Source organism: Metasolibacillus sp. FSL H7-0170 (genome assembly GCF_038593115.1).
GTDB lineage: Bacteria > Bacillota > Bacilli > Bacillales_A > Planococcaceae > Metasolibacillus > Metasolibacillus fluoroglycofenilyticus.
Genome location: NZ_CP151964.1, coordinates 1096884 through 1117975, shown reverse-complemented (window position 1 = coordinate 1117975; position 21092 = coordinate 1096884). Strand labels below are relative to the sequence as shown.

Genomic DNA, 21092 nt, shown 5'->3' with positions numbered 1-21092 from the left:
CAATGAAAAAGCTGAAAATTGGTATTACATGCTACCCAACAGTTGGTGGTTCGGGTGTTATCGCAACAGAGCTTGGCAAAATGCTTGCGGAGCGTGGCCATGAAATTCATTTTATTACATCGAGCGTACCTTTTCGTTTAAATAAAATTTATTCAAATATTTTTTTTCACGAGGTTGAAGTAAACAATTATTCTGTTTTTCAATATTCACCGTACGATATTGCATTAGCAAGCAAAATGGCAGATGTAATACAGAATGAGGAGCTCGATATTTTGCATGTACATTATGCCGTGCCGCATGCTGTATGTGCCGTACTAGCAAAAGCAATGTCGAAAAAAGATGTGCGCATTATTACAACATTGCATGGGACAGATATTACTGTTTTAGGGCAAGATTCAGGTCTGACGCAGGCAATTAAATATGGCATAGAACAGTCGGACATTGTCACGGCTGTTTCCAACGCTTTAAAGGAGCAAACATATGAGCTAATCGACACGAAAAAGCCAATCGAAACAGTTTATAATTTTGTTGATGAAAATATTTTTAAGCCCTTCAATGCGGAATATTTGAAGGAACAGTTTGGCATTAAGCCATATGAAAAGGTGTTAATTCATGTCTCAAACTTCAGAAAAATTAAAAATTTGCCGGATGTAATTGAATCGTTTATGAAAGTGCGGATGCAAATGGACGCAAAGCTCATCCTAGTAGGAGATGGTCCTGAAAAGCATCGCGTAATGGAGCAAGTAAAAAACACGCCGTATAGTGGAGACGTGTTGTTTTTAGGGAAGCAGGAAAATATTGCGGAGCTATATGCGATTAGCGATTTGAAGCTGCTATTATCTGAAAAAGAGTCATTTGGCTTAGTTTTATTAGAAGCGATGGCTTGTGGAGTCCCTGGCATTGGAACAACAATTGGGGGGATCCCAGAAGTAATTGAGCATGGTCGAAATGGTTATCTTGTTGCACTACACGATACGAATGCGGTAGCAGACTATGCAATTTCGTTGCTACAGGATGAAACAAAGCTTCAACAATTTCGTGATGCCGCTACCCGAACAGCACAGGAAAAATTTCAATCGACAAAAATTATTGAGCAATATGAAAGCTTATATGAGCGCCTATTAGGAATGATGCAATGATGTGGAAAGCAGCAAAACGAGTAATTGAAAAAATAGAGCAGGCGGGCTTTGAAGCGGTTTTTGTCGGAGGAGCAGTTCGAGATTTCATTATTGGGCAGCCAAATAACGATGTCGATATTGCTACAAGTGCTTTGCCAGCAGAAATTAAAGCCATTTTTAGTGAAACAATTGATGTTGGTATTGAGCACGGGACCGTATTAGTGTTAGATGAGGGTGAACCAATTGAGGTAACGACTTATCGTACGGATGGGCTTTACACAGACCATCGCAGGCCAGATACAGTTACATTTGTCCGTAACTTAGAGGATGATTTAGCGCGGCGTGATTTTACGATGAATGCGATGGCAATGACGCGAGATGGTGTAATTATTGATTTGTATAATGGGCAAGAGGATATTCAACATAAAGTGATTCGTGCAGTTGGGCAAGCTGAGCAGCGTTTCAAGGAAGATGCTCTACGTATGATGCGGGCAATTCGTTTTAGCGCACAGCTCGGCTTTACAATTGAATCTACTACATTGTCAGCAATTCAATCATTGGCTGAGCAAATTCAATATGTAGCGAGAGAGCGTATTCATGCTGAATTAAATAAAATATGGACAAGCCGTTTCCCTGTACAAGGAATTGCGATGCTCCGACAAACTACATTAAATCAATTTTTGCAAGGCACATTTGTAGTAGCTGATTGGAAGAGCTTTCAAACAGAAAATCCACTCGTCGGCTGGGCCTATTTTTACGTATTAAATGAACAGGAGGCATTTTTCTCCTACTATAAATGCTCGAATAAGGAAAAAGAATTTGCCAAGCAAGTAGCAGAGGCCTATGGAAAATTGCAGGCTGGCTGGCAAGTGCTTGATTATTTTTATTATGATATCGAAGTGCTAAACACGGCTTTCGATATTGCGCTCTGGCGTGAACATGAAATAGCTTTATCCAAGCATGAAATTGCGCTGAAAAAAGCACAACTGCCAATTGCGACAGCGCAGCAGCTCGCAATTAGTGGACGTGATGTAATTGAATGGGCGCAAAAAAAGGGCGGTCCATGGCTAAAAACAGCGTTAGATGCAGCACTATACGCTGTATTAACAAGGCAAGTAGAAAATAACAAAGAGCAATTAAAGGAATGGTTTTATGACATCTATAAAGGATAAAATATTGCAGCGCTTTTTAGCAGCGGCTGGTGAACCAATAAGCGGCCAGCAGTTAGCCGACGAGCTACTCGTGTCAAGAACGGCTATTTGGAAGCATATGCAAGCGCTCCAACAGGATGGTTATACATTTGAAGTCATTAAGAAAAAGGGCTATAAATTAATTGCTAAATCAAATAGGCTTGATGAGATGCAAATTGCTGCCCATTTGAAGACGGCTTGCTATGGTCAAAAAATTTATCATTTTGATGAGGTAGAGTCAACGCAAATTGTAGCGCACGAATTGATTCGTAATGGCGCGGCAGATGGCACGGTAGTCATTGCAGAAAAGCAAACAGCGGGACGTGGTCGAATGCAGCGCCCGTGGGATTCGGCTGAAGGTCAAGGTGTTTGGATGACAACAATCATCCGCCCGAATATTTTACCGCATCAAGCACCGCAGTTTACACTTGTCGCTGCTGTTGCTCTTACACATGCGATAAGCGAAGTATGCCAAAACTTTAAGCCAGCAATTAAGTGGCCGAATGATATTTTAATTGACGGCAAAAAGTGTGTCGGCATTTTAACGGAAATGGTGGCGGAAGCTGACCGAATACAAGCCCTCTTAATCGGTACAGGTATTAATGTCAATCAACAGCCAGAGGATTTTTCACAGGAGGTACGTGGCGTTGCAACATCGTTAGCCATTGAAGAAGGCAGAAAAATTGATCGAGCCCTTTTTGTTGCAAAATATCTCGGCCATTTGGAACAGTTGAGTGATATCTATGTAAAAGAAGGCTTTGCTCCAATTAAAACACTTTGGGAAGCAGCATCAAACACAATTGGCAAGCATGTGCGTGCAACGACATTACGCGAAATTATTGAAGGTCAAGCAATCGGCATTACAGAAGCGGGTGTTCTTGAAATTCGCACAGCAAATGGCGAAATCAAAAGCGTTTACTCAGCAGATATCGAAATTCAATGAAGCGGCAGATGGATGAGCGGAATTGGCAAATATATTTGAGAAGCTGCAAATAAATTGAGAGAAGCCGCAAATAAACAAAGGCAAGTCGCAAATATATTTTAGAAAACGCAAATAACTTATAAAAAAGCGCAAATAAATCAATGAAATTTGCAGATATTCCGTAAGAAAAGTGCGAATATCTTCAAAATAATAATTAAAATTAATAAAACATTGTACTGTACGTTTTCGACAAAACTTGTTATAGTATGGCTAAGGACAGTATCTGTATAGAACTGTACCGATAGTGCAATTTAACTTGATTCAGCAAAAGTCCCTTACTTTTAAAAATAGCGGGATGAATGCTGGAAAAGTAACTAAGCCAGAGGAGTGCTTAAACCCTAGCTGATTCAAGTTAAGCCTCCGGCGGATGTCACAGATTTTGAAGGGGAGTTTTCGTGTTAACTCGAAAAAATCTGGACACAATTACGTCGGGGCGTAATTGATTGAATAACAGTCTGCCTTGATCTAATTAGACAGGGACGGAAGAAAACGGAGCGTTCATAATTTTTACAGTACAACGCAACCCTTCTGTCCAATTTTGGATAGAAGGGTTTTTTATGTTTTCTTCTCACACTAGAAGGAGGATTCATATGAAAACAACAAGTGAATTTTTGAAAATGAAGCAGCAAGGTGAAAAAATCGTAATGATTACAGCATACGATTATTCGAATGCTAAATTTTCAGAGGATGCAGCAGTGGATATGATTTTAGTTGGTGATTCTTTAGGGATGGTTGTGCTTGGCTATGAGTCAACGATGCGTGTCACAGTCGATGATATGATTCATCATAGTAAAGCTGTGCGACGTGGCGCACCAAACACATTTATCGTCGTTGATATGCCATTCGGTTCTTATCATGGCGATATGAATGACACATTGAAAACGGCTGTGCGTATGATGCAAGAAACAAATGCGAATGCACTGAAGCTTGAAGGCGCGGGCGATGTAATTCCTGTTATTAAAAAGCTAACAGATGCAGGCATTCCTGTCGTAGCGCATTTAGGCTTATTGCCACAATCAGCAGGTGTGCTTGGCGGCTACAAAGTGCAAGGAAAAACAGCGGAGCAAGCGCAGCAATTAATCGCCGATGCGAAGGCTGTTGAGGCAGCAGGTGCAGCGGCAGTTGTTTTAGAATGTATCCCACATCAGCTAACAGAGGCGATTTCACAAGCTTTAACAATCCCGACAATCGGTATTGGGGCAGGCGCGGAGGCAGATGGGCAAGTGCTTGTTTTCCATGATTTAGTGCAGTATGGCAAACATCATATCCCGAAATTTGTTAAAGCTTTTGCGCATGTAGGAGATGAAGTAGAGCATGGCATTACAAGCTATGTGCGTGAAGTGAAGACGGGAACATTCCCAGCAGTGGAGCATCAATTTACAATGAAGGATGAAGAGCTTACCCAGCTTTACGGAGGCGTCAAATAAATGAAAGTTGTAACAACAATTGCGGAATTAAAGCAATATGTTCATCAGGCAAAGAAAGAGCAAAAGTCAATTGGCTTAGTTCCGACGATGGGTTATTTACATGATGGACATTTAACGCTAGCTCGCACAGCAAAGGCAGACAATGATGTAGTCATTATGAGCATATTTGTTAATCCTACCCAGTTTGGACCGAATGAAGACTTTGAATCCTATCCGCGTGATTTACCGCGTGATACAGCGTTAGCTGGGTCAGCAGGTGTCGATTTAGTTTTTGCTCCGAGCGTAGAGGAGATGTACCCAGCGGATGGCGGTATACAGTTACTGGCAGGACGCCAAGCGACAATTTTATGCGGTGCAAGTCGTCCGGGACATTTTGATGGTGTCATACAAGTCGTTGCAAAGCTATTTCATTTAGCTGAGCCGACGCGTGCTTATTTCGGACAAAAAGATGCACAGCAAGTTGCGATTATTGAAACGATGGTACGTGATTTTAATTTTCCGCTAGAAATTCAAACAATTCCCATTGTTCGTGAGGAGGATGGACTTGCAAAATCGAGCCGCAATGTTTATTTGTCGGAGCAAGAACGAGCGCAAGCACCAGCGATTTTTGCGGCATTAAATTTAGCGCAGCAGCATTTTTTACAAACGAAAAATGCTGGGGAAGCAATTGGTATTGCAAAGCAGCATATTACAAAAAATACAGCAGGTCGCATTGATTATTTACAGCTTTTAAGCTATCCTGATTTAGCAATCGTCACACCACAAACGGAAAAATTTTTACTAGCAGTAGCTGTTTATATTGGTAAAACAAGATTAATTGATAATTTAATTTTTTCACTAAAAGGGGAATAAACAATGTTTCGCATGATGATGAATAGTAAAATACATCGCGCACAAGTAACACAGGCAGATTTAAATTATGTTGGCTCTATTACGATTGATGAGGATATTTTAGATGCGGTAGGAATGTTACCGAACGAAAAAGTGCATATCGTCAACAACAATAATGGTGCACGCTTTGAAACGTATATTATCGCAGGTGAGCGAGGAAGTGGCGTTATTTGTGTGAATGGTGCAGCAGCACGACTCGTGCAAAAAGGCGATATCGTAATTATCATTTCATACGTCTATGTAGACGCCAACGAGGCTCGTGACCATAAGCCGACTGTGGCAATTATGGGAGAAAACAATACAATTAAACAAATGATTAGCTACGAGCCAGAAGCAACGGTGATGTAGGAAATAAAAAAGTGAAATCGCATTATGGTTTCACTTTTTTTCATCATATTTTCTTCCACAATTCATTCATTTATGTTACACTATAAGCAATTCTACTAGAACGGGGGTGAAAAAGAATGATTCAAAACGCTATGACTACAGGTGTAAAAGTGGATACTGCAATGTACTTTGCACGTGTAATTACTTTTGATTTTGCGTCTAACGGGACAAGTGTGTCCTTTTTTAAGCAAATCAAAATACGAAACGTAGCGGATTAACCATTCTTTTTCACTATAGTGAGGAAAAGACTGCATGTTAATGTGCAGTCTTTTTTGTTGTTTAAAATGCTTTTTCCGCACGTTCTTGGAGGCATAATGATGCAAATAAAAGCAGAGAAAATCCACAAAACAATTGGTAGCAATGAAATTTTCGTAGGTTTACAGTTAGAAGTTAATGCGGGAGAACATATTGCCATTGTAGGACCAAATGGCTGTGGTAAAACAACCTTGCTACATATATTAGCAGGCGAAGATACAGCGGATGTAGGTCATATTATTAAAAGTAAAGACGCAACAATTGGCTATTTATATCAAATATCAAATTACCCGAACGATACAGTGAGAGGCGTATTAGCGCAAGCCTTTGGGCCAATTTTCGAACTGAAAGAAAAGATGGAGAAGCTAGAGCAGCAAATGCATAATGAGGAAGTTACGCCAAAGCTTTTACAACAATATGGGCAAGTGCAGGAGCAATTTATCCAGCAGGGTGGCTATGAAATAGATTCACAACTAGCAGCAATTGCGAACGGATTAGGAATTGCTACTCTTTTAACACAGCCATTTGAGGCGTTGAGTGGCGGTGAAAAGACGAAGGTGATGCTAGGTCAATTACTATTGCAAAGCCCATCTATTCTGTTATTAGATGAGCCGACCAATCATTTAGATATGGATGCCATTGAATGGCTTGAAAACTATGTGCAAAACTTTGAAGGCATTGTTATCGCTGTCTCACATGACCGCCAATTTATGAATCAATTTGCACATAAAATTATCGAGATTGAGGATGGGCAAGCATTTACTTATCATGGCAATTACGATGCCTTTGTTAAGCAAAAGCAGGAGAAAATTGAACAACAATTTGCCCAATATGAGGAACAGCAGAAAAAAATCAAAAAAATGCAGGAAACGATTAAGCGTTTAAAGCAATGGGCAAATGAGGCTAACCCACCGAGTGATAGCTTACATCGTCGAGCGAAAAGCATGGAAAAGGCATTGGCACGTATAGAGCGTGTAAAAAAACCGACAAGCACGAAAAAAATGAACCTAGCATTAACGATGTCCGAGCGTAGTGGCAAAGAGGTGCTGTCCCTTGAAAATATTACACATAGCTATGGACGTACATTATTTTTAAATAGTCATTTAGCGGTTTATTTTCAAGATAGGCTAGCGATTGTTGGTCAAAATGGCTGTGGCAAATCAACTTTATTAAAAATGGTAACAGGTCAGGTCGTTCCACAGCAAGGACTTTGTAAGCTCGGTAGCAATGTTAAAATAGGCTATCTGTCACAACAATTCGATTACAGTAATATAGAAATACGGGTAGTTGATGCCTTTCGAGATATAGTAGCTGTATCTGAGGCAGAGGCAAGACATAATTTAGCGCAGTTTTTATTTTACGGCTATGATGTTTTCAAAAAAATAAAGGATTTAAGCGGTGGCGAGAAAATGCGCTTACGTCTCGCGCAGCTCATGCATCAGCAAATTAATTTATTATTGCTAGATGAGCCAACGAATCACCTTGATATTGAATCACGTGAGGTGCTAGAGGATACATTAGAAGCCTTTGAAGGTACGATTATCGCTGTCTCACATGACCGCTATTTTTTGCAAAAGCTATTTACGAAAATAGCCTGGATTGAGCAGCAACAGCTCACTGTCTATGAAGGAGACTATGAATGGGCAAAGGCAAAACGTGAAACCACTTGCCAAGTTATTGAAAAAGTCCATGTAGAGAAAGTTCAACGAAAAAAGCAATTCTCTATTTTAGAGCAAATTGAAAAATTAGAAATGAAATTAAAAGAGCCAACACTTCCTACCACTCAGCGCACAAAATTAGAGCAACAGCTAGAGGCATCGTATGAGAAGTGGTTATTAGAAGAATAGGAGGTGAAAACCAGATGTGGTTATTATATTTATAAGCCGATACGAGTTGTAAACAGCTCGTATCGATAGTCACTATCGGTACGAAAAAATATTTTTTCGGAGGTAGTGCAAAATGGAACAATTGCAATTTGAAATAAAACAATTAACACATAATTATTTAGATAAAGAAATTTTAAAGATTCCTTATTTAGCAGTGCATCAACTACAGCGTATTGGCATCGTAGGGAATAACGGTGCTGGCAAAAGTACATTGCTTAAGCTGCTGGCAGGAAGGATTTCCCCGACAATAGGACATATAAATAGCTTTGTTGATGCACTCTATATGGACCAAATTGATTTGCAAGTGGGAAATCATATTGATTATGCATTGCAAGGGAAGCTGAATGTTGGTGCACAGCATGCCCATTTGAGTGGAGGTGAGCAAACTCGATTGAAGCTAGCGGAGCTTTTGTCGACATATGCTCCTTGTTATTTATTAGATGAGCCGACTTCGCATTTAGACCAAGATGGCATTCAGTTTTTGATTGATGAATTGACTTACTATTATGGGACACTTATTATTGTCAGTCATGATAGAGCATTGTTAGATGCTGTTGTCGATACAATTTGGGAAGTGAAGAACGGCGCAGTACATGTTTATACAGGCAATTACAGCGCCTATAAAGAGCAAAAGGAACTAGAGCGTCAAATGCAGCAACAAGCTCATGAGACTTATATCAAAGAGAAAGGTCGATTAGAGGCAGCCGCCGCAGATAAAATGAAGCGCGCGGAGCAAATGGCGCAGGCAAAAAGTATGTCACGCAAAGAGGCGAAGGCAAAGCCAAATCGCATGTTTGAAACAAAGTCGAAAGCCTCTGGACAGAAGGCTTTGCACAGAGCAGCAAAGGCGATGGAGGAGCGCGTGCAGCAGTTACAGGCAGTTGAAAAACCTGAAGCTGAGCGCATATTTCATTTTGCCCATCAGGCAATTACGGAATTGCATAATAAAGTGCCAATTTTGGCAAATGATTTTACGCTAATGGCTGGTGATAAGCTGCTATTACAACGCGTCTCTTTTCAAATTCGCCAAGGTCAAAAAATCGCTATTACAGGCGCTAATGGTAGCGGTAAAAGTACATTGCTGAAGGCCATTGCAGAAGGGGCAGAAGGTATTGATATATCGCCAAAAGTGAAAATCGGTTATTTTAGGCAAATGAGCTATCAATTCGAAGCTTCTGAAACATTGCTGCAATTTGCGAAGTCGCATGCTGTCTACGATGAAGGCTTTTTAAGAAAGGTATTAGCTGCCATGCATTTTACACAAACTGATTTGCGCAAAAGTGTTCGCGATTTAAGTGGTGGTGAAGCGATGCGCCTACAGCTTGCTTTGTTATTTGTTGGGGATTACAATGTATTATTGCTCGATGAGCCAACTAATTTTTTAGATATTACATTACTGGAAGCGTTGGAGCAATTTATTTTAGGCTATCAAGGCACTGTGCTTATTGTGTCGCATGACGCAAGCTTTTTAAAGCAAACAACAACAGTGCGTTACCATTTAGCAAAGCAAAAATTAATTTTGCAATAAATGAAAAGGGCGTCCAAAAGGCCATGCATTTACCGGCTTTTGGGCGCTTTTGTTTGTAGAGAACTGCCATTGTTCACGAGAAATTGCCTTTATGCTCAATGCAAAGGAGAACCCTTAAAATAACTTTTTAGACAGTTATTTCTTTTTTGAGTATGCTTTATATAATACTTTCGCTTTTATAAGAGAATTTTTGAAATATTTAACAAATATAGAACAAATTCTTGAACAACTCAGTAGTTACACATGTTAAAGGGAGCACTGTTTAATATTGTTGTTACAATAGGAGATGAAGTAGATTGGGATATATTAAAGAATTACGAAAAATAGTAGGCAGTCGCCCACTGATTATGGTCGGTGCTTGTATTATTATTATGAATGAACAGAATGAAATTCTTTTACAACATCGTAAAGATAATGATTGCTGGGGATTGATTGGAGGTTCTATGGAACTTGGAGAATCTTTAGAGCAAGTCGCTTATAGAGAGATGTTAGAAGAAACAGGTTTGAATGCGAAACAACTTACTTTGTTTAAAATATATTCAGGTGAAGACTTCTATTATCAGTATCCGCATGGAGATGAAGTTTACTTAGTTGTAGCAGCTTATGAGTGCAAGAGCTATACAGGAATGTTACGACATGATAAGAAAGAAGCGTTTGAAGTGCGATTTTTCCCATTAAATCAATTGCCATCGAAGTTTAATCCAGCAGACCAACCAATATGGATGGAATATTTAAAAAGAGGGCTATCCTAGAAGTCAAACTTCTCCTCAGCGCAGTGAAAACTAACTTTACCTTTATTTTAAATTCAAAAGGAGATGGCTAAATCTAGTGTTTCTCCCATTTTCAAAGAAATACTACTCCATTTTATTTAATGATTTCTTTGATGAAATATCACCGAAGCGTCCCATAAGCAGTGCATTGCCTACTTTTGGGACGCTCTTCATTTTTAACCCTGTGCTTGCATATACACTTCCTCATACGGCTGGACGATGACGAAGCCGTCCCCTTCGAAACGCATTTGGAAGGATTCCCCGCTGCCTCGACCGATAAATGTTTTAAAGGAAATATCTGTTTGGAATTCAGGTTGTAAATTGCCTGACCATGCTACTGTTGCATTTGGGTCGGTAATAACGCGTTTACCGGGCGTTACGCGCAAAGTTAGAGGCTCGTAATGTGTCGTAATCGCAATAAGCCCTGTGCCTTCACAGCGAATATTAAATAAACCACCAGCCATCATACCAGCAACTCTTTTCATTAATTTAATCTCATGCTTAATTGTTGGTTCAAAGGCAAGGAGATCATTACCATTTACGTAAATAGCTTCATTTTGCAAATGCAAAATAATAATTTTCTTCCCGCTATCGGCTAAATAAAGCTTGCCTTTACCTGTTGCCTTCATAAGAGAAGCGCCCTCGCCTGTAAAAGCTTTTTTAAATAAAGTTCCAAGCCCATGCTCTAAAATACCCTCACGCTCAAATTTTATTTTCCCATTGTAGGCAACCATTGAGCCTGCTTTTGCCCAAACAAGATTTTCTAAATTGACTTCTAGCATGCGCGGAGTTTCTAGCTCAAAAAAACCTTCTCCACGATCTAGCTGCTCTGTTTCCTTAATAAATTGTGAAATTGAATATTTATTCATAATGCCACACCCTTCCGTTTTTTACATATACGTATAAATCATATGAGAAGTTTCAAAAATAGATTACGGTTCATGCCATCATCGTGAGGAACGTTTTCCATTAAATATAGATAAATGGCTTGCAGAATACAATATATCAATGACTACAATAATTGCCCAAATCATAGAAGCATGGTATAAAAATTCGCTTGGATAAGGGGAATTTTTGAACTGGTCTGTTGTAAACCATTCACTTATCGTGGAAATATAATAACCAAATTGCGAAAACGATTCCATGCCAATTGCCCAAAAAATAAGCTGTGCGATAACAAAAATAATTACATGTACCGTTGTCATAATAATATCTTTACGCTTCTTATAATGAGGGTTCTTCTCTTTTGCAATTATTTGATGGTCCTTTGCTGTTAATAAATCAATACCGCGATAATTTCCTATTTTTACACGCATCCATCTATCTAATTTTTTGAAATCATTTAAGCCGAAAGTGACAGCATAAAGTACAAATATAGTAATGAGAATTGTAAAGTTAGAAATTTCACCAGTATGGTTATAAACTATCCACGCAATTGCCGCTTCAAAAGCCGTTACCGCAATAAATAATAGGATAAAGAAATTGCTTGTTTTGCGCTTATTAAAGAAATATCTTGTAATACCGAATAACACTAGTGAGACAATGGAGATTACTTCTGCACTTATAAATAATGCCCATTGGTAGGACAGTAAAAATGTCTGCATGATGAACATCCTTTCAATAATTCGTCTTGCTTAACATATACGTACAATGCTGTGACAAGTTTCAAAAAAATACTTGACCTTAGAGTATGCTCCAATGATAGTGTGGGTATAGAGGGGGGAGCAACGGTGTTAATAAAACAATTTGCAGCAAAATATTATCTATCACAAGATACGATTCGCTATTATGAAAAGGAAGGTTTATTAAGCCCGAAGCGCTTAGAAAATGGCTATCGCTTTTATGATGCATCATGCGAAAGAAATATTAAATTCATTCAGGTGATGAAAAAAATAGGCTTTTCCTTACAGGAAATCAAGCTATTGCTCATTTTAGATGGGCAGCCGATGAGTGAGGAGTGCAATCAAGCGTCCTCTAATTTATTTGTAAATAAAATAAATGCTGTGGAAAGACAGCTTGCATTTTTTACAATTGCCTTGCAAGCATTAAAAATGGCAGAAGGCTTAGTGCAAGAAGGAAAATATGAATCAAATAAACAAAAAGTGAATGAGACAATCGAACAAATGTATCGAGAATTAGGGGAGGGCAAAAGGAACGATGACTTTACGTAGCTTAATAAAGTGGGAGTATGGAATCAATTTTTTACTGCTACTCGCAATTTATATTTATCTCGATTTTTCTGTGCTATGGTTTTTCCTCTGTTTGCTTGTGCCCGATATATGCGCTTTAGGCTATGTCATGAATGAGAGAATCGGTGCAATCCTATACAATGTTGGACATAGCTTTATATTGCCCTCTACTTTATTGACGATAGCGCTACTAACAAGCTTCTCATTTTTGCTCCCAATCGCACTGATTTGGCTAGCGCATATTTTCATGGATCGCGCTTTAGGCTATGGCTTGAAATATACGACAGGATTTAAGGACACACATATACAAAGAATTTTATGAAAAGCATTTTCATAAAATTCTTTGTGTAAGCACTATTTTACAATTAATGCAGGGCAGTTGACACGTTTCATTACTTTATGGCTAACGCTGCCTAGTACCATCTCCTGTAAGCCATTTAAACCACGACTACCGATAATAACAAGGTCAACTTGATTGTCGTTCGCATATTGAATAATCTTAGGTGCGGGCTCTCCTTTTAAAATGGTTACCTTATAAGAAATATGATGTTCCTTCAATAGCTGTTCAACTGTTGCTACTTTACGGCGGCGTTCCAATAAAAGGCTTTCGGACGATGCGCTGTGTAAATGCTCAGCCCTTGCATTGTCAAAGCTTGCGACATAGACGATATTAACAACTGTGTTTGCTGAGAGTCGCGCAATTTTTACAGCTTCCTTCGCTGCCCGTAACGCATTATCCGAGCCGTCTGCTGCTAAAACGATGTGCTGATACATAAAAAATCCCCCCCTATGAAAAACTCGTTAATTTTTGATAAAGTGCCTGACTCGCTGGGTTCATGCCGATTACTGTAACAGTTTGTCCCTTTTCCTCTAGCTTGCTAATCACCTTGACAAGTGCGCCGACGCTCGATTCATCCCACAGATGACTGCTCGTTAAATCGATTGTAATATGTGGCTCACGAGCTTGCTCTAGCTGTTCGACAAAGGCTTTTGTTGAAGCGAAGAAGAGCGGACCCTCAATCATATATATGCCATTATTTTGTGTAATATTGACCTTTGAAATTTTTGCAACGAACAGTAGAGCACTAATAATAATGCCTGTTACAACACCGATAGCTAAATTACCCGTATAAAGTACAATGACAATCGTAATGAGCATGACGAAAACCTCTCCTTTTGGAGCAGTTATCGAATATTTCAAGGAGCCCCAATCAAAGGCTGTTATCGCGACCATCACCATAATACCTGCCAGCACAGGCATCGGAATATCTACAACAATGTCACCAAGCACAACAATTAAAAACATGAGAAAGATACCAGAAACAAGTGTCGATAAACGTCCGCGTCCACCTGATTTGACATTAATCATCGATTGTCCAATCATCGCACAGCCCGCCATGCCACCGAAAAAGCCGTTGACGATATTGGCAATACCTTGACCACGTGCCTCCATATTTTTATTCGATTTCGAATCTGTCATATCATCTAAAATTTGTGCAGTTAATAGCGATTCTAACAAGCCTACAACAGCAAGTGCCAATGAATAAGGTAAAATAATTTGCAAGGTTTCGAGTGACAACGGAATATCAGGTAATAAAAATACAGGTAAGCTCGTTGGTACAGCCCCTAAATCGCCGACCGTTTTCAAATCAAGCTGAAACACAAAGGCTGCGGCTGTTAATAACACAACAGCGATGAGAGGTGCAGGAACCGTTTTGAAAACCTTCGGAATAAAATAAACAAGCCCAATCGTAATAAATAAAAATAAGTATGTCATACTATTGCCGCCAATAAAATGGGGTAGCTGTGCCATAAATACTAAAATGGCTAAAGAATTGACGAAACCAATCATGACAGCGTTCGGAATAAAGCGCATAAGCTTGGCAATCCCAAAAACGCCAAAGAAAATTTGAATAATGCCTGTTAAAATAGTTGCCGCAAGTAAATACTGCAAACCATGGTCTGCGACTAAATCGACAACAACAATCGCCATTGCGCCAGTCGCAGCAGAAATCATCGCAGGACGTCCGCCGACAAATGCGATAACTGTAGCAATCGTAAACGAGGCATACAAGCCGACCATTGGGTCAACACCTGCCATAATCGAAAAGGCGATGGCCTCAGGAATTAGTGCAAGTGCAACAACGATTCCTGATAAAATATCCGCACGAATATTGCCAAGCCATTGCTGTTTTACAGTGTGCATATTGCACTTCCTTTCTACTAATAAGTACGCCTAACATCATATCACGAAATGTCACCTTTTGAATGATGAATAAATGCAACGGGAAAAAGAAATTGACTTTCCTTGTTTTCAGCCATACAATAGCAGAAAGTTTTCTAGTGAAAGGACTGTGTCTATGAGCAATATTGTCTTAATTATTATTTTGCAATTGATTTACGTACCTTTTTTAACATTGCGTACCATATTTTTAGTGAAAAACGTCACCTTCCTAGCGGCTATTTTCGGTATGATTGAAATGTTAATTTACGTATTCGGACTTTCACTAGTTTTTAGTGGCGACCAAAGTATTTTAGCGATGGTTGTCTACGCTGTAGGCTTTGGCCTAGGTATTTTTTTAGGCGCAAAGATTGAGCGAAAGCTAGCGATTGGCTATGTTTATGCAACAATCAATACACAGAAGAAAAACGATGAGCTCGTTGCTTTTCTTAGAAATGCAGGCTTTGCAGTGACGATTTATGTCGGCGAAGGACGCGATAGTGAGCGCTATAAATACGAAATTTTAACGAAGCGCAATCGGGAGCCAGAGCTCTTTCAGATTGTGGAGCAATTTGAACCCAATGCCTTCATTATTTCCTATGAGCCAAAATCCTTTAAAGGCGGCTTTTTAGTAGCGCGTATGAAGCGAAGGGATAATAAAAATAAATATTCGTGAAGGCTGTCTAAAGTTTTAGACGGCTTTTTTGTTGTAATGAAATGTTAGTTGATGGATGAGCTAGGAAAACAGCGGGTGATTCTGATACACTGTTAAAATAGTTCTTTCATTCAATTCGATTTTCAGATTAATGAGCGAATTTGAGTAATTTACGAGCGAATTTGGCAGACTTATGAGCGAATTCGTTTAGTTTATGAGCGAATCAGCACTTTCGACCTACTAACTTCGAGTAAATACTTTGTTCTGATTTATTCATACAATGTACCGTATTATTTGTTATATATTTATCAAAAGAAAGGACAAAAAGGATGCCTTATTTCACATGGCGCATAGTGATTTTATTGCTATTAATGGCGCTTTTTCTTATACAGACAAAAGCCTTTTTACTAAGCGCGGCTGTGCTTGCTTTTTATTTTTTAGTTCCGGTATTGAAAAAATGGCGATGCATCTGTTACATTTTTAGCATTTTGCTGCTATGTAGCAGTCCATTTCTGTCATTAGATATAGCCTATGCATTGCCAATAATCGCTTATTTATTAATTGATAGTGCCTTATTATTGGAAACAAAGGGCTATTTGTCGCTGCTAGCTGTTACATTACTGCTTTTAATAGGGCTTGCTATTATGCAATCGCTATCTCTGTTTACACTTTTATTATTATTCACACTCATATGTAGTGCCCTTTTATTGCGCTATTATGTGCAAGCAACTGAAGACAAGCAAGGATTATATGATGAGCTTTTAAGCCAATATCGCTTGTTGAAGAGACATTCTGCTGCACAGGAGCAGCTTGTGCGGGAGGAGGAGCGGACAAATATTGCACGGGATATGCATGACTCGGTTGGGCATCAGCTCACCGCATTGCTAATGCACGCCGAAATGCTGTCAATGCAACAGAATAGCGAGGCATTGCTGGAAATAAAGCATCTTGCTCGGACAAGCCTTGAAGAAACACGCTATGCAGTGCGCCAGCTAAAGACAAGCGATTTGTATGGCATGCAATCTGTGTTACAGCTTATTCGTAAGCTTGAAATGGAAAGTCGTTTACATATTCGTTTTACCATTGAAAAAGGAGTATTATCTTTGCCGCTATCCAATCAGCAAGGCATTGTATTATACCGAATATTACAAGAATGTTTGACGAATGCGATGAAGTATAGTCATTCAAAGGAAGTAGAAATATTGTTAGGCATAAATCCATTGGCGCAAATTCAGTTTGCAGTGAAAAATAAATCCATTGACGAGACAGCGATTGTTGAAGGTTTTGGGCTAGAAAATATGAAAGAGCGCGTGCAACAGGCAGGGGGAACAATACATATTTACAGAACTGCACAGTATTTTGTCGTTGAAGGAGCATTACCAGCAAAGGAGGATATGTAGTGAAAGTACGCATTTTACTCGTGGAAGATCAAGCAATTGTACGTAATGGCTTGAAGATGATTATTGAACAAGATGCTGCATTGTCCGTTGTGGCTGAGGCTAGTAACGGGGTGGAGGCACTCGCTTTATTAGAGCAACAGCCTATTGATCTCGTGCTGTTGGATATTCGTATGCCTGAAATGAATGGAATTGAAGCAACTCAGCATATTCGTACTCGCTTTCCGCCGCTTAAAATATTAATTTTAACGACATTTGATGATGATGAATATGCTTATCAAACATTAAAGGATGGGGCAAATGGCTTTTTAGTAAAATCGTCGGAGCCGCAAAAATTAATCGCAAGCATTCATAGTGTAGTAGCTGGGGGGATGGTGTTGCAGGAAGAGGTAGCGGCAAAATTAGTGCCCAAATTACTGCAGCAAACAATCCAGCGAGAAGAACAATCTACAACATTAACAGCAAGAGAGCTAGAAATTACGAAATTAGTTGGAGAAGGCAAGACGAATAAAGAAATAGCGGCAGCTCTTTTTTTATCTGTTGGGACAGTCAAAAATCATCTAACACATATTTTAAATGAATTGCAGCTAAGAGATCGTACACAGCTCGCTATTTATGCAGTACGCAACGGATTAGTATAAAAAGTGACTTTGGTCATGTCAATAGATGACATGCGCTAGTGGTCGTGCAATGAACTGCTTGCTATAGTATGGGGCAGGGAGGGAATTTAATGATTGAAGCGGTAAATTTAACGAAAACGTTTAAAAACACGAAAGCTGTAGAGAATATAAATTTATATATTGAACAGGGGGAGATTGTTGGCTTACTTGGACCGAATGGGGCGGGCAAGTCGACAACGATTGCACTTATCTCGACATTGATTGAGCCGACAGCAGGTGAGGTGCTTTTTCAGCAGCAAAGCATTATAGATAATCCTAAGCTGCTACGCAATAAATTAGGGGTTGTGCCACAGGAAATTGCTTTATATGGGGACTTGACAGCACGGGAAAATTTGCAGTTTTTCGGTACGATTCAAAAGATCGGTAAAGGCGAACTTAAGGAGCGAATCGATACAATTTTACAGCAGATTGGTTTAGAGGATGATAAGAAAAAGCTTGTCAAATATTATTCAGGTGGGATGAGAAGGCGCTTGAATATTGGGGTAGCTTTATTGCATAAGCCTGCCTATTTAATTTTAGATGAGCCGACAGTCGGCATTGACCCACAATCAAGAAGTTATATTTTACAAGCAATCAAGCGGCTGAATCAAGAGGAAAATACAGCGATTATTTATACGAGCCACTATATGGAGGAAGTGGAGTTTTTATGTGACCGCCTTTACATTATGGACCGTGGAAAAATCATTGCGACAGGCACGAAGGAAGAAATTAAGGCAATTTTAGCTTCAGAAAAGACGGTAGAAATTAAATTGCAAAAGCATTCGAAAGCCTTTGCGGAGGCTTTGCTGACACATGCAATGCTTGCAAATGTACAAATTGCGGAGGCACAAATGACCTTTACAGTAGATAAAAATCTCGATTTTTTAGCGATCATTTTACCGCTATGTGAGCTGCATCAAATTGTATTGAAAGGCTTTCAGGTAAAGGAGCCGACATTGGAGGATGTGTTTTTGCATTTGACAGGTCGCGCCTTGCGTGATTAGGGCATTGCCTATGTTTACAGCATTTATTCGCAAGCAATTAACACTCGTTTGGCGTAGCCCCGCAGAGCTACAACTTTTACTTGGTATGCCCATTATAATGATGATGATTATTCATTTTGCCTTCGGTGGTTTTACGGGAGGTGGACCTGCTCAGGTGCAGGTAGCACTTGTAGAACAGGAGGATGAACAACTTGCTGTACAAACATTTCTAGAAAAGCATAATGTAGCTGTTCCAATTTTGCCCATTACATATTTAAAGCAAGAGCTACTTGCTAATGAGCAATTAATAAAGGTCACAACAATTGATGCAAAATTACTAGAAGAGGCGAAAAAGTCCAATGATTATAGCGCAATCATTGTTATAGGTGAGGGGTTTACGGCACAGTATTTAGCCTCCCTTTTTTCCAAAGCTGAAGCACCCACACTCGCTATTTATTTGAATGATAAAAGGGAGTTCACACCGTTAATTGTGCAAAGTATTATGAATCGCTATCAGCAGCAGTTTACATTGCATAGCACTCTTATGCAGCAAGGGATAATTACGGAAAATATGGCAATCCCGCAGGCGTCATTTACCTCGACAATGGAGACTGTGCACCAGCGCACACCTCTAACACTGAGTGCGTATTATTCTTTTGGTATAAGTGTCATGTTTATATTGTATTGGGTCGGTATTATGGCAGGGCAGGCGCTGTTTGAAAGAGAACGCCATATTTTTAATCGCATCATACTGGCGAATATACAGCCTGCACTCTATTTACTGACGATTGCCTTATCCACGATTGTATTGGCAATAGCGCAAATGTTTATTTTATTTGTCATTGTACATATTGCCTTCGATGTCGTTTTTGAAGGGCTACTTGGCTATGCAGTAACGACGCTATGCATAGCGATTGCAGTGGGTGGTATGGCAGCATTTTATTCGGCGCTTAATTATCGCAATAATTCTTATGAGGCATCCTCCATATTTAATACAACTTTTATAGCAGTTCTCGCATTGCTAGGGGGCTCATTTTTTGATGTAAGTGCTACCGTGCCACAGCTTGCTAAATTAGGGCATTTTACTCCGAATGGCGCAGCATTGCAAAGTTATTTATTATTACAGCAAGGGGTAGAATTTGTGCACATCATTCCCTATTTGGTGACATTGCTTATGCTAGCTATTTTGTTCTTTAGTGCGGCTGTTCGTATTTTCCCTAAAAAAGGAGGGCTAACATGGAGGGCACTGAAAAACTAGAAAGAATCATTTTTTTACAATACAAATCTTGCTTCTTTATTCAATTTGACCATTAAAAAAGTCGATTTATATCACAAAACTTGTGACAAATCGACTTTTTCAGTGCCCTCCTAACATGACGACCATTTTTAAAACAAAATGCTTGTTACTGTTAAGGAATCCTATCAATTATATTGTTTCAACAATAATTATTTGTGTATTCGTCTATTTAATGGGGCATCAACAAAAGGAGTCCATCGCAATCGCATCCTCACTCAATACGCAGACGACAGCGCAAGCAATGGAGGCGCTAGGGAAAATCCCTATTTATGAATATGCATTATATACAGAACAACAGGCATTGCAACTTGTCGAACAAGGGGACGTAAAGGCCGCTATTTTATTATTTGAAGAGCAGTTTAAGTTTGTCGTGGCTAATGATTTTACGGATTTCGCGCTTTTGCAAAATGAGCTTGCGACGTTCTATCATGATAGACTGCAACAAAGAGCGATTTTACAAGTGTTTCCAGTACAGCAACTGGAGGTAGAAAGCAACCCTGCCTTTCAAATAAAATATCAAAATGAGAAAGAGGTAAAGCTTCCTAGGCGCCAGCTATCCGCTTTGTTCTCCTTTTCATTATTTATGATTATTTATACGACTGCATCGGGAGTTAGCTATATTTTAGTAGAAAGAAATAATGGTGTATGGAACCGATTAATCGTATCGAGTATTCATAAATGGCAAGCCTACACCGCTAATTTAGCCTATGCATTTTGTATTAGCTATGCACAAATGGTCATCGTATTTAGCATTTTCCGCTATTTATTGGGCATTGATTTTGCTGGCAATTTTATCGCAGCTTTATTAGTAATCATCCCTTATTTATTATGTGTTGTTGCATTGACTATTTTTATTGCGTCGATTACTAATACAATTAGTCAATTTAATACAATTATTATGGTGATTGCAGTGTCCTCGGCAATGTTAGGAGGTGCATACTGGTCGCTTGAGGCTGTCAGCTCGCCCTTTATTTACGGGATGTCCTATATTTCACCAATAAGATATGGTCTAGAAATATTGAATGCTGTAACATTTAACAACAGTACTTGGAGCGAGCTATTACAGCCAATCGGCATTTTATTATTTATCGCGGTTGTCTTAATGGGCATCGGCATTAATATAATGGAGAAGAAAGCAAATACTTGATTGCTCGCTGTTATTTTTCTAATAGATTCTGAACGACTCCCCCCTCCTTAAAAACTTGTCATATGACAAAAAGATGACACCAGTCACTATTTTCACCCGCTCTCTTTTTG

22 protein-coding genes are annotated in these 21092 nt (G+C 39.3%); 18 read left to right on the top strand and 4 right to left on the bottom strand.

All coding sequences use genetic code 11. The features are described 5' to 3' along the window. The first annotated feature begins 2 nt into the window (after positions 1-2). The 10 genes from bshA to MHH70_RS05270 all read left to right on the top strand — a co-directional run bounded on the left by bshA (position 3) and on the right by MHH70_RS05270 (position 10416). Entirely contained in the window at positions 3-1139 is a 1137-nt protein-coding gene (gene bshA / locus MHH70_RS05315; RefSeq protein WP_342472742.1) for an N-acetyl-alpha-D-glucosaminyl L-malate synthase BshA, read from the top strand. Next, a complete protein-coding gene (locus MHH70_RS05310) occupies positions 1136-2290 on the top strand; it encodes a CCA tRNA nucleotidyltransferase (RefSeq protein ID WP_342472741.1) in 1155 nt (384 codons plus the stop codon). The genes bshA and MHH70_RS05310 overlap by 4 nt, the downstream gene beginning before the upstream one ends. Continuing rightward, complete coding sequence (locus MHH70_RS05305; RefSeq protein ID WP_342472740.1) at positions 2271-3251, top strand: biotin--[acetyl-CoA-carboxylase] ligase; 981 nt, start codon at positions 2271-2273, stop codon at positions 3249-3251. Before MHH70_RS05310 ends, MHH70_RS05305 begins: the two co-directional genes overlap by 20 nt. A gap of 629 nt (positions 3252-3880) precedes the next feature. Further along, the gene (gene panB, locus MHH70_RS05300; RefSeq protein WP_342472739.1) at positions 3881-4717 is read left to right on the top strand and encodes a 3-methyl-2-oxobutanoate hydroxymethyltransferase; all 837 of its coding nucleotides are present in this window, start codon (positions 3881-3883) and stop codon (positions 4715-4717) included. Beyond that, positions 4718-5569 carry a pantoate--beta-alanine ligase gene (gene panC, locus MHH70_RS05295; RefSeq protein WP_342472738.1) on the top strand — a complete coding sequence of 284 codons (852 nt, stop codon included), beginning with the start codon at positions 4718-4720 and terminating at the stop codon, positions 5567-5569. It abuts the gene before it with no gap. Between the two features lie 3 nt (positions 5570-5572). After that, on the top strand, positions 5573-5956 hold the full coding sequence (panD, locus tag MHH70_RS05290; protein ID WP_042478024.1) for an aspartate 1-decarboxylase: 384 nt from the start codon (positions 5573-5575) through the stop codon (positions 5954-5956). Between the two features lie 116 nt (positions 5957-6072). After that, the gene (locus tag MHH70_RS05285; RefSeq protein WP_201261889.1) at positions 6073-6213 is read left to right on the top strand and encodes an RAxF-45 family protein; all 141 of its coding nucleotides are present in this window, start codon (positions 6073-6075) and stop codon (positions 6211-6213) included. 96 nt (positions 6214-6309) lie between these two features. Next, a complete protein-coding gene (gene abc-f / locus MHH70_RS05280) occupies positions 6310-8097 on the top strand; it encodes an ABC-F type ribosomal protection protein (RefSeq protein WP_235616010.1) in 1788 nt (595 codons plus the stop codon). A 112-nt stretch (positions 8098-8209) separates the two neighbouring features. After that, a complete protein-coding gene (gene abc-f, locus MHH70_RS05275; protein ID WP_107942418.1) occupies positions 8210-9664 on the top strand; it encodes an ABC-F type ribosomal protection protein in 1455 nt (484 codons plus the stop codon). Positions 9665-9960: 296 nt separating this feature from the next. Beyond that, positions 9961-10416, top strand: a complete 456-nt coding sequence (locus MHH70_RS05270; protein ID WP_107942419.1) for an NUDIX hydrolase — start codon at positions 9961-9963, stop codon at positions 10414-10416. A gap of 194 nt (positions 10417-10610) precedes the next feature. Here the strand turns inward: MHH70_RS05270 and MHH70_RS05265 are convergent, their stop codons facing one another. Together MHH70_RS05265 and MHH70_RS05260 are read right to left on the bottom strand one after the other, a co-directional pair. After that, entirely contained in the window at positions 10611-11303 is a 693-nt protein-coding gene (locus tag MHH70_RS05265) for an AIM24 family protein (protein ID WP_342472737.1), read from the bottom strand. A gap of 78 nt (positions 11304-11381) precedes the next feature. Continuing rightward, a complete protein-coding gene (locus MHH70_RS05260) occupies positions 11382-12038 on the bottom strand; it encodes a hypothetical protein (protein ID WP_342472736.1) in 657 nt (218 codons plus the stop codon). A 126-nt stretch (positions 12039-12164) separates the two neighbouring features. Here MHH70_RS05260 and MHH70_RS05255 point away from each other — a divergent pair, with 126 nt between their 5' ends. Together MHH70_RS05255 and MHH70_RS05250 are read left to right on the top strand one after the other, a co-directional pair. Continuing rightward, positions 12165-12605, top strand: coding sequence for a MerR family transcriptional regulator (locus tag MHH70_RS05255; RefSeq protein WP_107942421.1), 441 nt, complete (start codon positions 12165-12167; stop codon positions 12603-12605). Beyond that, positions 12592-12945 carry a DUF4260 domain-containing protein gene (locus MHH70_RS05250; protein ID WP_066171555.1) on the top strand — a complete coding sequence of 118 codons (354 nt, stop codon included), beginning with the start codon at positions 12592-12594 and terminating at the stop codon, positions 12943-12945. Before MHH70_RS05255 ends, MHH70_RS05250 begins: the two co-directional genes overlap by 14 nt. A 32-nt stretch (positions 12946-12977) precedes the next feature. Here MHH70_RS05250 and MHH70_RS05245 read toward each other — a convergent pair whose 3' ends face one another. Beyond that, positions 12978-13397 carry a universal stress protein gene (locus tag MHH70_RS05245; protein WP_066171552.1) on the bottom strand — a complete coding sequence of 140 codons (420 nt, stop codon included), beginning with the start codon at positions 13395-13397 and terminating at the stop codon, positions 12978-12980. Between the two features lie 13 nt (positions 13398-13410). Next, positions 13411-14829, bottom strand: a complete 1419-nt coding sequence (locus MHH70_RS05240; RefSeq protein WP_342472735.1) for a SulP family inorganic anion transporter — start codon at positions 14827-14829, stop codon at positions 13411-13413. A 154-nt stretch (positions 14830-14983) separates the two neighbouring features. On the opposite strand from MHH70_RS05240, the gene MHH70_RS05235 reads away from it, so the two are divergent. The 6 genes from MHH70_RS05235 to MHH70_RS05210 all read left to right on the top strand — a co-directional run bounded on the left by MHH70_RS05235 (position 14984) and on the right by MHH70_RS05210 (position 20982). Next, entirely contained in the window at positions 14984-15520 is a 537-nt protein-coding gene (locus MHH70_RS05235; protein ID WP_066171543.1) for a DUF2179 domain-containing protein, read from the top strand. Between the two features lie 308 nt (positions 15521-15828). Next, positions 15829-16899 carry a histidine kinase gene (locus MHH70_RS05230; protein WP_342472734.1) on the top strand — a complete coding sequence of 357 codons (1071 nt, stop codon included), beginning with the start codon at positions 15829-15831 and terminating at the stop codon, positions 16897-16899. Then, on the top strand, positions 16899-17537 hold the full coding sequence (locus tag MHH70_RS05225; RefSeq protein ID WP_342472733.1) for a response regulator transcription factor: 639 nt from the start codon (positions 16899-16901) through the stop codon (positions 17535-17537). The genes MHH70_RS05230 and MHH70_RS05225 overlap by 1 nt, the downstream gene beginning before the upstream one ends. 89 nt (positions 17538-17626) lie before the next feature. Next, positions 17627-18559, top strand: coding sequence for an ABC transporter ATP-binding protein (locus MHH70_RS05220; protein ID WP_342472732.1), 933 nt, complete (start codon positions 17627-17629; stop codon positions 18557-18559). Between the two features lie 10 nt (positions 18560-18569). Next, positions 18570-19796: an ABC transporter permease gene (locus tag MHH70_RS05215; protein WP_342472731.1), complete on the top strand. Its 1227-nt coding sequence runs from the start codon at positions 18570-18572 to the stop codon at positions 19794-19796. A 115-nt stretch (positions 19797-19911) separates the two neighbouring features. Then, entirely contained in the window at positions 19912-20982 is a 1071-nt protein-coding gene (locus MHH70_RS05210) for an ABC transporter permease (protein WP_342472730.1), read from the top strand. Positions 20983-21092: the final 110 nt, after the last annotated feature.

Coding starts and splice junctions, on each gene's coding strand:
- MHH70_RS05215 (WP_342472731.1), top strand. CDS start 18,570: ATGTTTACAGCATTTATTCGCAAGCAATTAACACTCGTTTGGCGTAGC.
- MHH70_RS05240 (WP_342472735.1), bottom strand. CDS start 14,829: ATGCACACTGTAAAACAGCAATGGCTTGGCAATATTCGTGCGGATATT.
- MHH70_RS05235 (WP_066171543.1), top strand. CDS start 14,984: ATGAGCAATATTGTCTTAATTATTATTTTGCAATTGATTTACGTACCT.
- MHH70_RS05285 (WP_201261889.1), top strand. CDS start 6,073: ATGATTCAAAACGCTATGACTACAGGTGTAAAAGTGGATACTGCAATG.
- MHH70_RS05305 (WP_342472740.1), top strand. CDS start 2,271: ATGACATCTATAAAGGATAAAATATTGCAGCGCTTTTTAGCAGCGGCT.
- panD (WP_042478024.1), top strand. CDS start 5,573: ATGTTTCGCATGATGATGAATAGTAAAATACATCGCGCACAAGTAACA.
- abc-f (WP_107942418.1), top strand. CDS start 8,210: ATGGAACAATTGCAATTTGAAATAAAACAATTAACACATAATTATTTA.
- panC (WP_342472738.1), top strand. CDS start 4,718: ATGAAAGTTGTAACAACAATTGCGGAATTAAAGCAATATGTTCATCAG.
- MHH70_RS05260 (WP_342472736.1), bottom strand. CDS start 12,038: ATGCAGACATTTTTACTGTCCTACCAATGGGCATTATTTATAAGTGCA.
- MHH70_RS05230 (WP_342472734.1), top strand. CDS start 15,829: ATGCCTTATTTCACATGGCGCATAGTGATTTTATTGCTATTAATGGCG.
- bshA (WP_342472742.1), top strand. CDS start 3: ATGAAAAAGCTGAAAATTGGTATTACATGCTACCCAACAGTTGGTGGT.
- MHH70_RS05210 (WP_342472730.1), top strand. CDS start 19,912: ATGACGACCATTTTTAAAACAAAATGCTTGTTACTGTTAAGGAATCCT.
- MHH70_RS05310 (WP_342472741.1), top strand. CDS start 1,136: ATGATGTGGAAAGCAGCAAAACGAGTAATTGAAAAAATAGAGCAGGCG.
- abc-f (WP_235616010.1), top strand. CDS start 6,310: ATGATGCAAATAAAAGCAGAGAAAATCCACAAAACAATTGGTAGCAAT.
- MHH70_RS05220 (WP_342472732.1), top strand. CDS start 17,627: ATGATTGAAGCGGTAAATTTAACGAAAACGTTTAAAAACACGAAAGCT.
- MHH70_RS05245 (WP_066171552.1), bottom strand. CDS start 13,397: ATGTATCAGCACATCGTTTTAGCAGCAGACGGCTCGGATAATGCGTTA.
- MHH70_RS05265 (WP_342472737.1), bottom strand. CDS start 11,303: ATGAATAAATATTCAATTTCACAATTTATTAAGGAAACAGAGCAGCTA.
- panB (WP_342472739.1), top strand. CDS start 3,881: ATGAAAACAACAAGTGAATTTTTGAAAATGAAGCAGCAAGGTGAAAAA.
- MHH70_RS05250 (WP_066171555.1), top strand. CDS start 12,592: ATGACTTTACGTAGCTTAATAAAGTGGGAGTATGGAATCAATTTTTTA.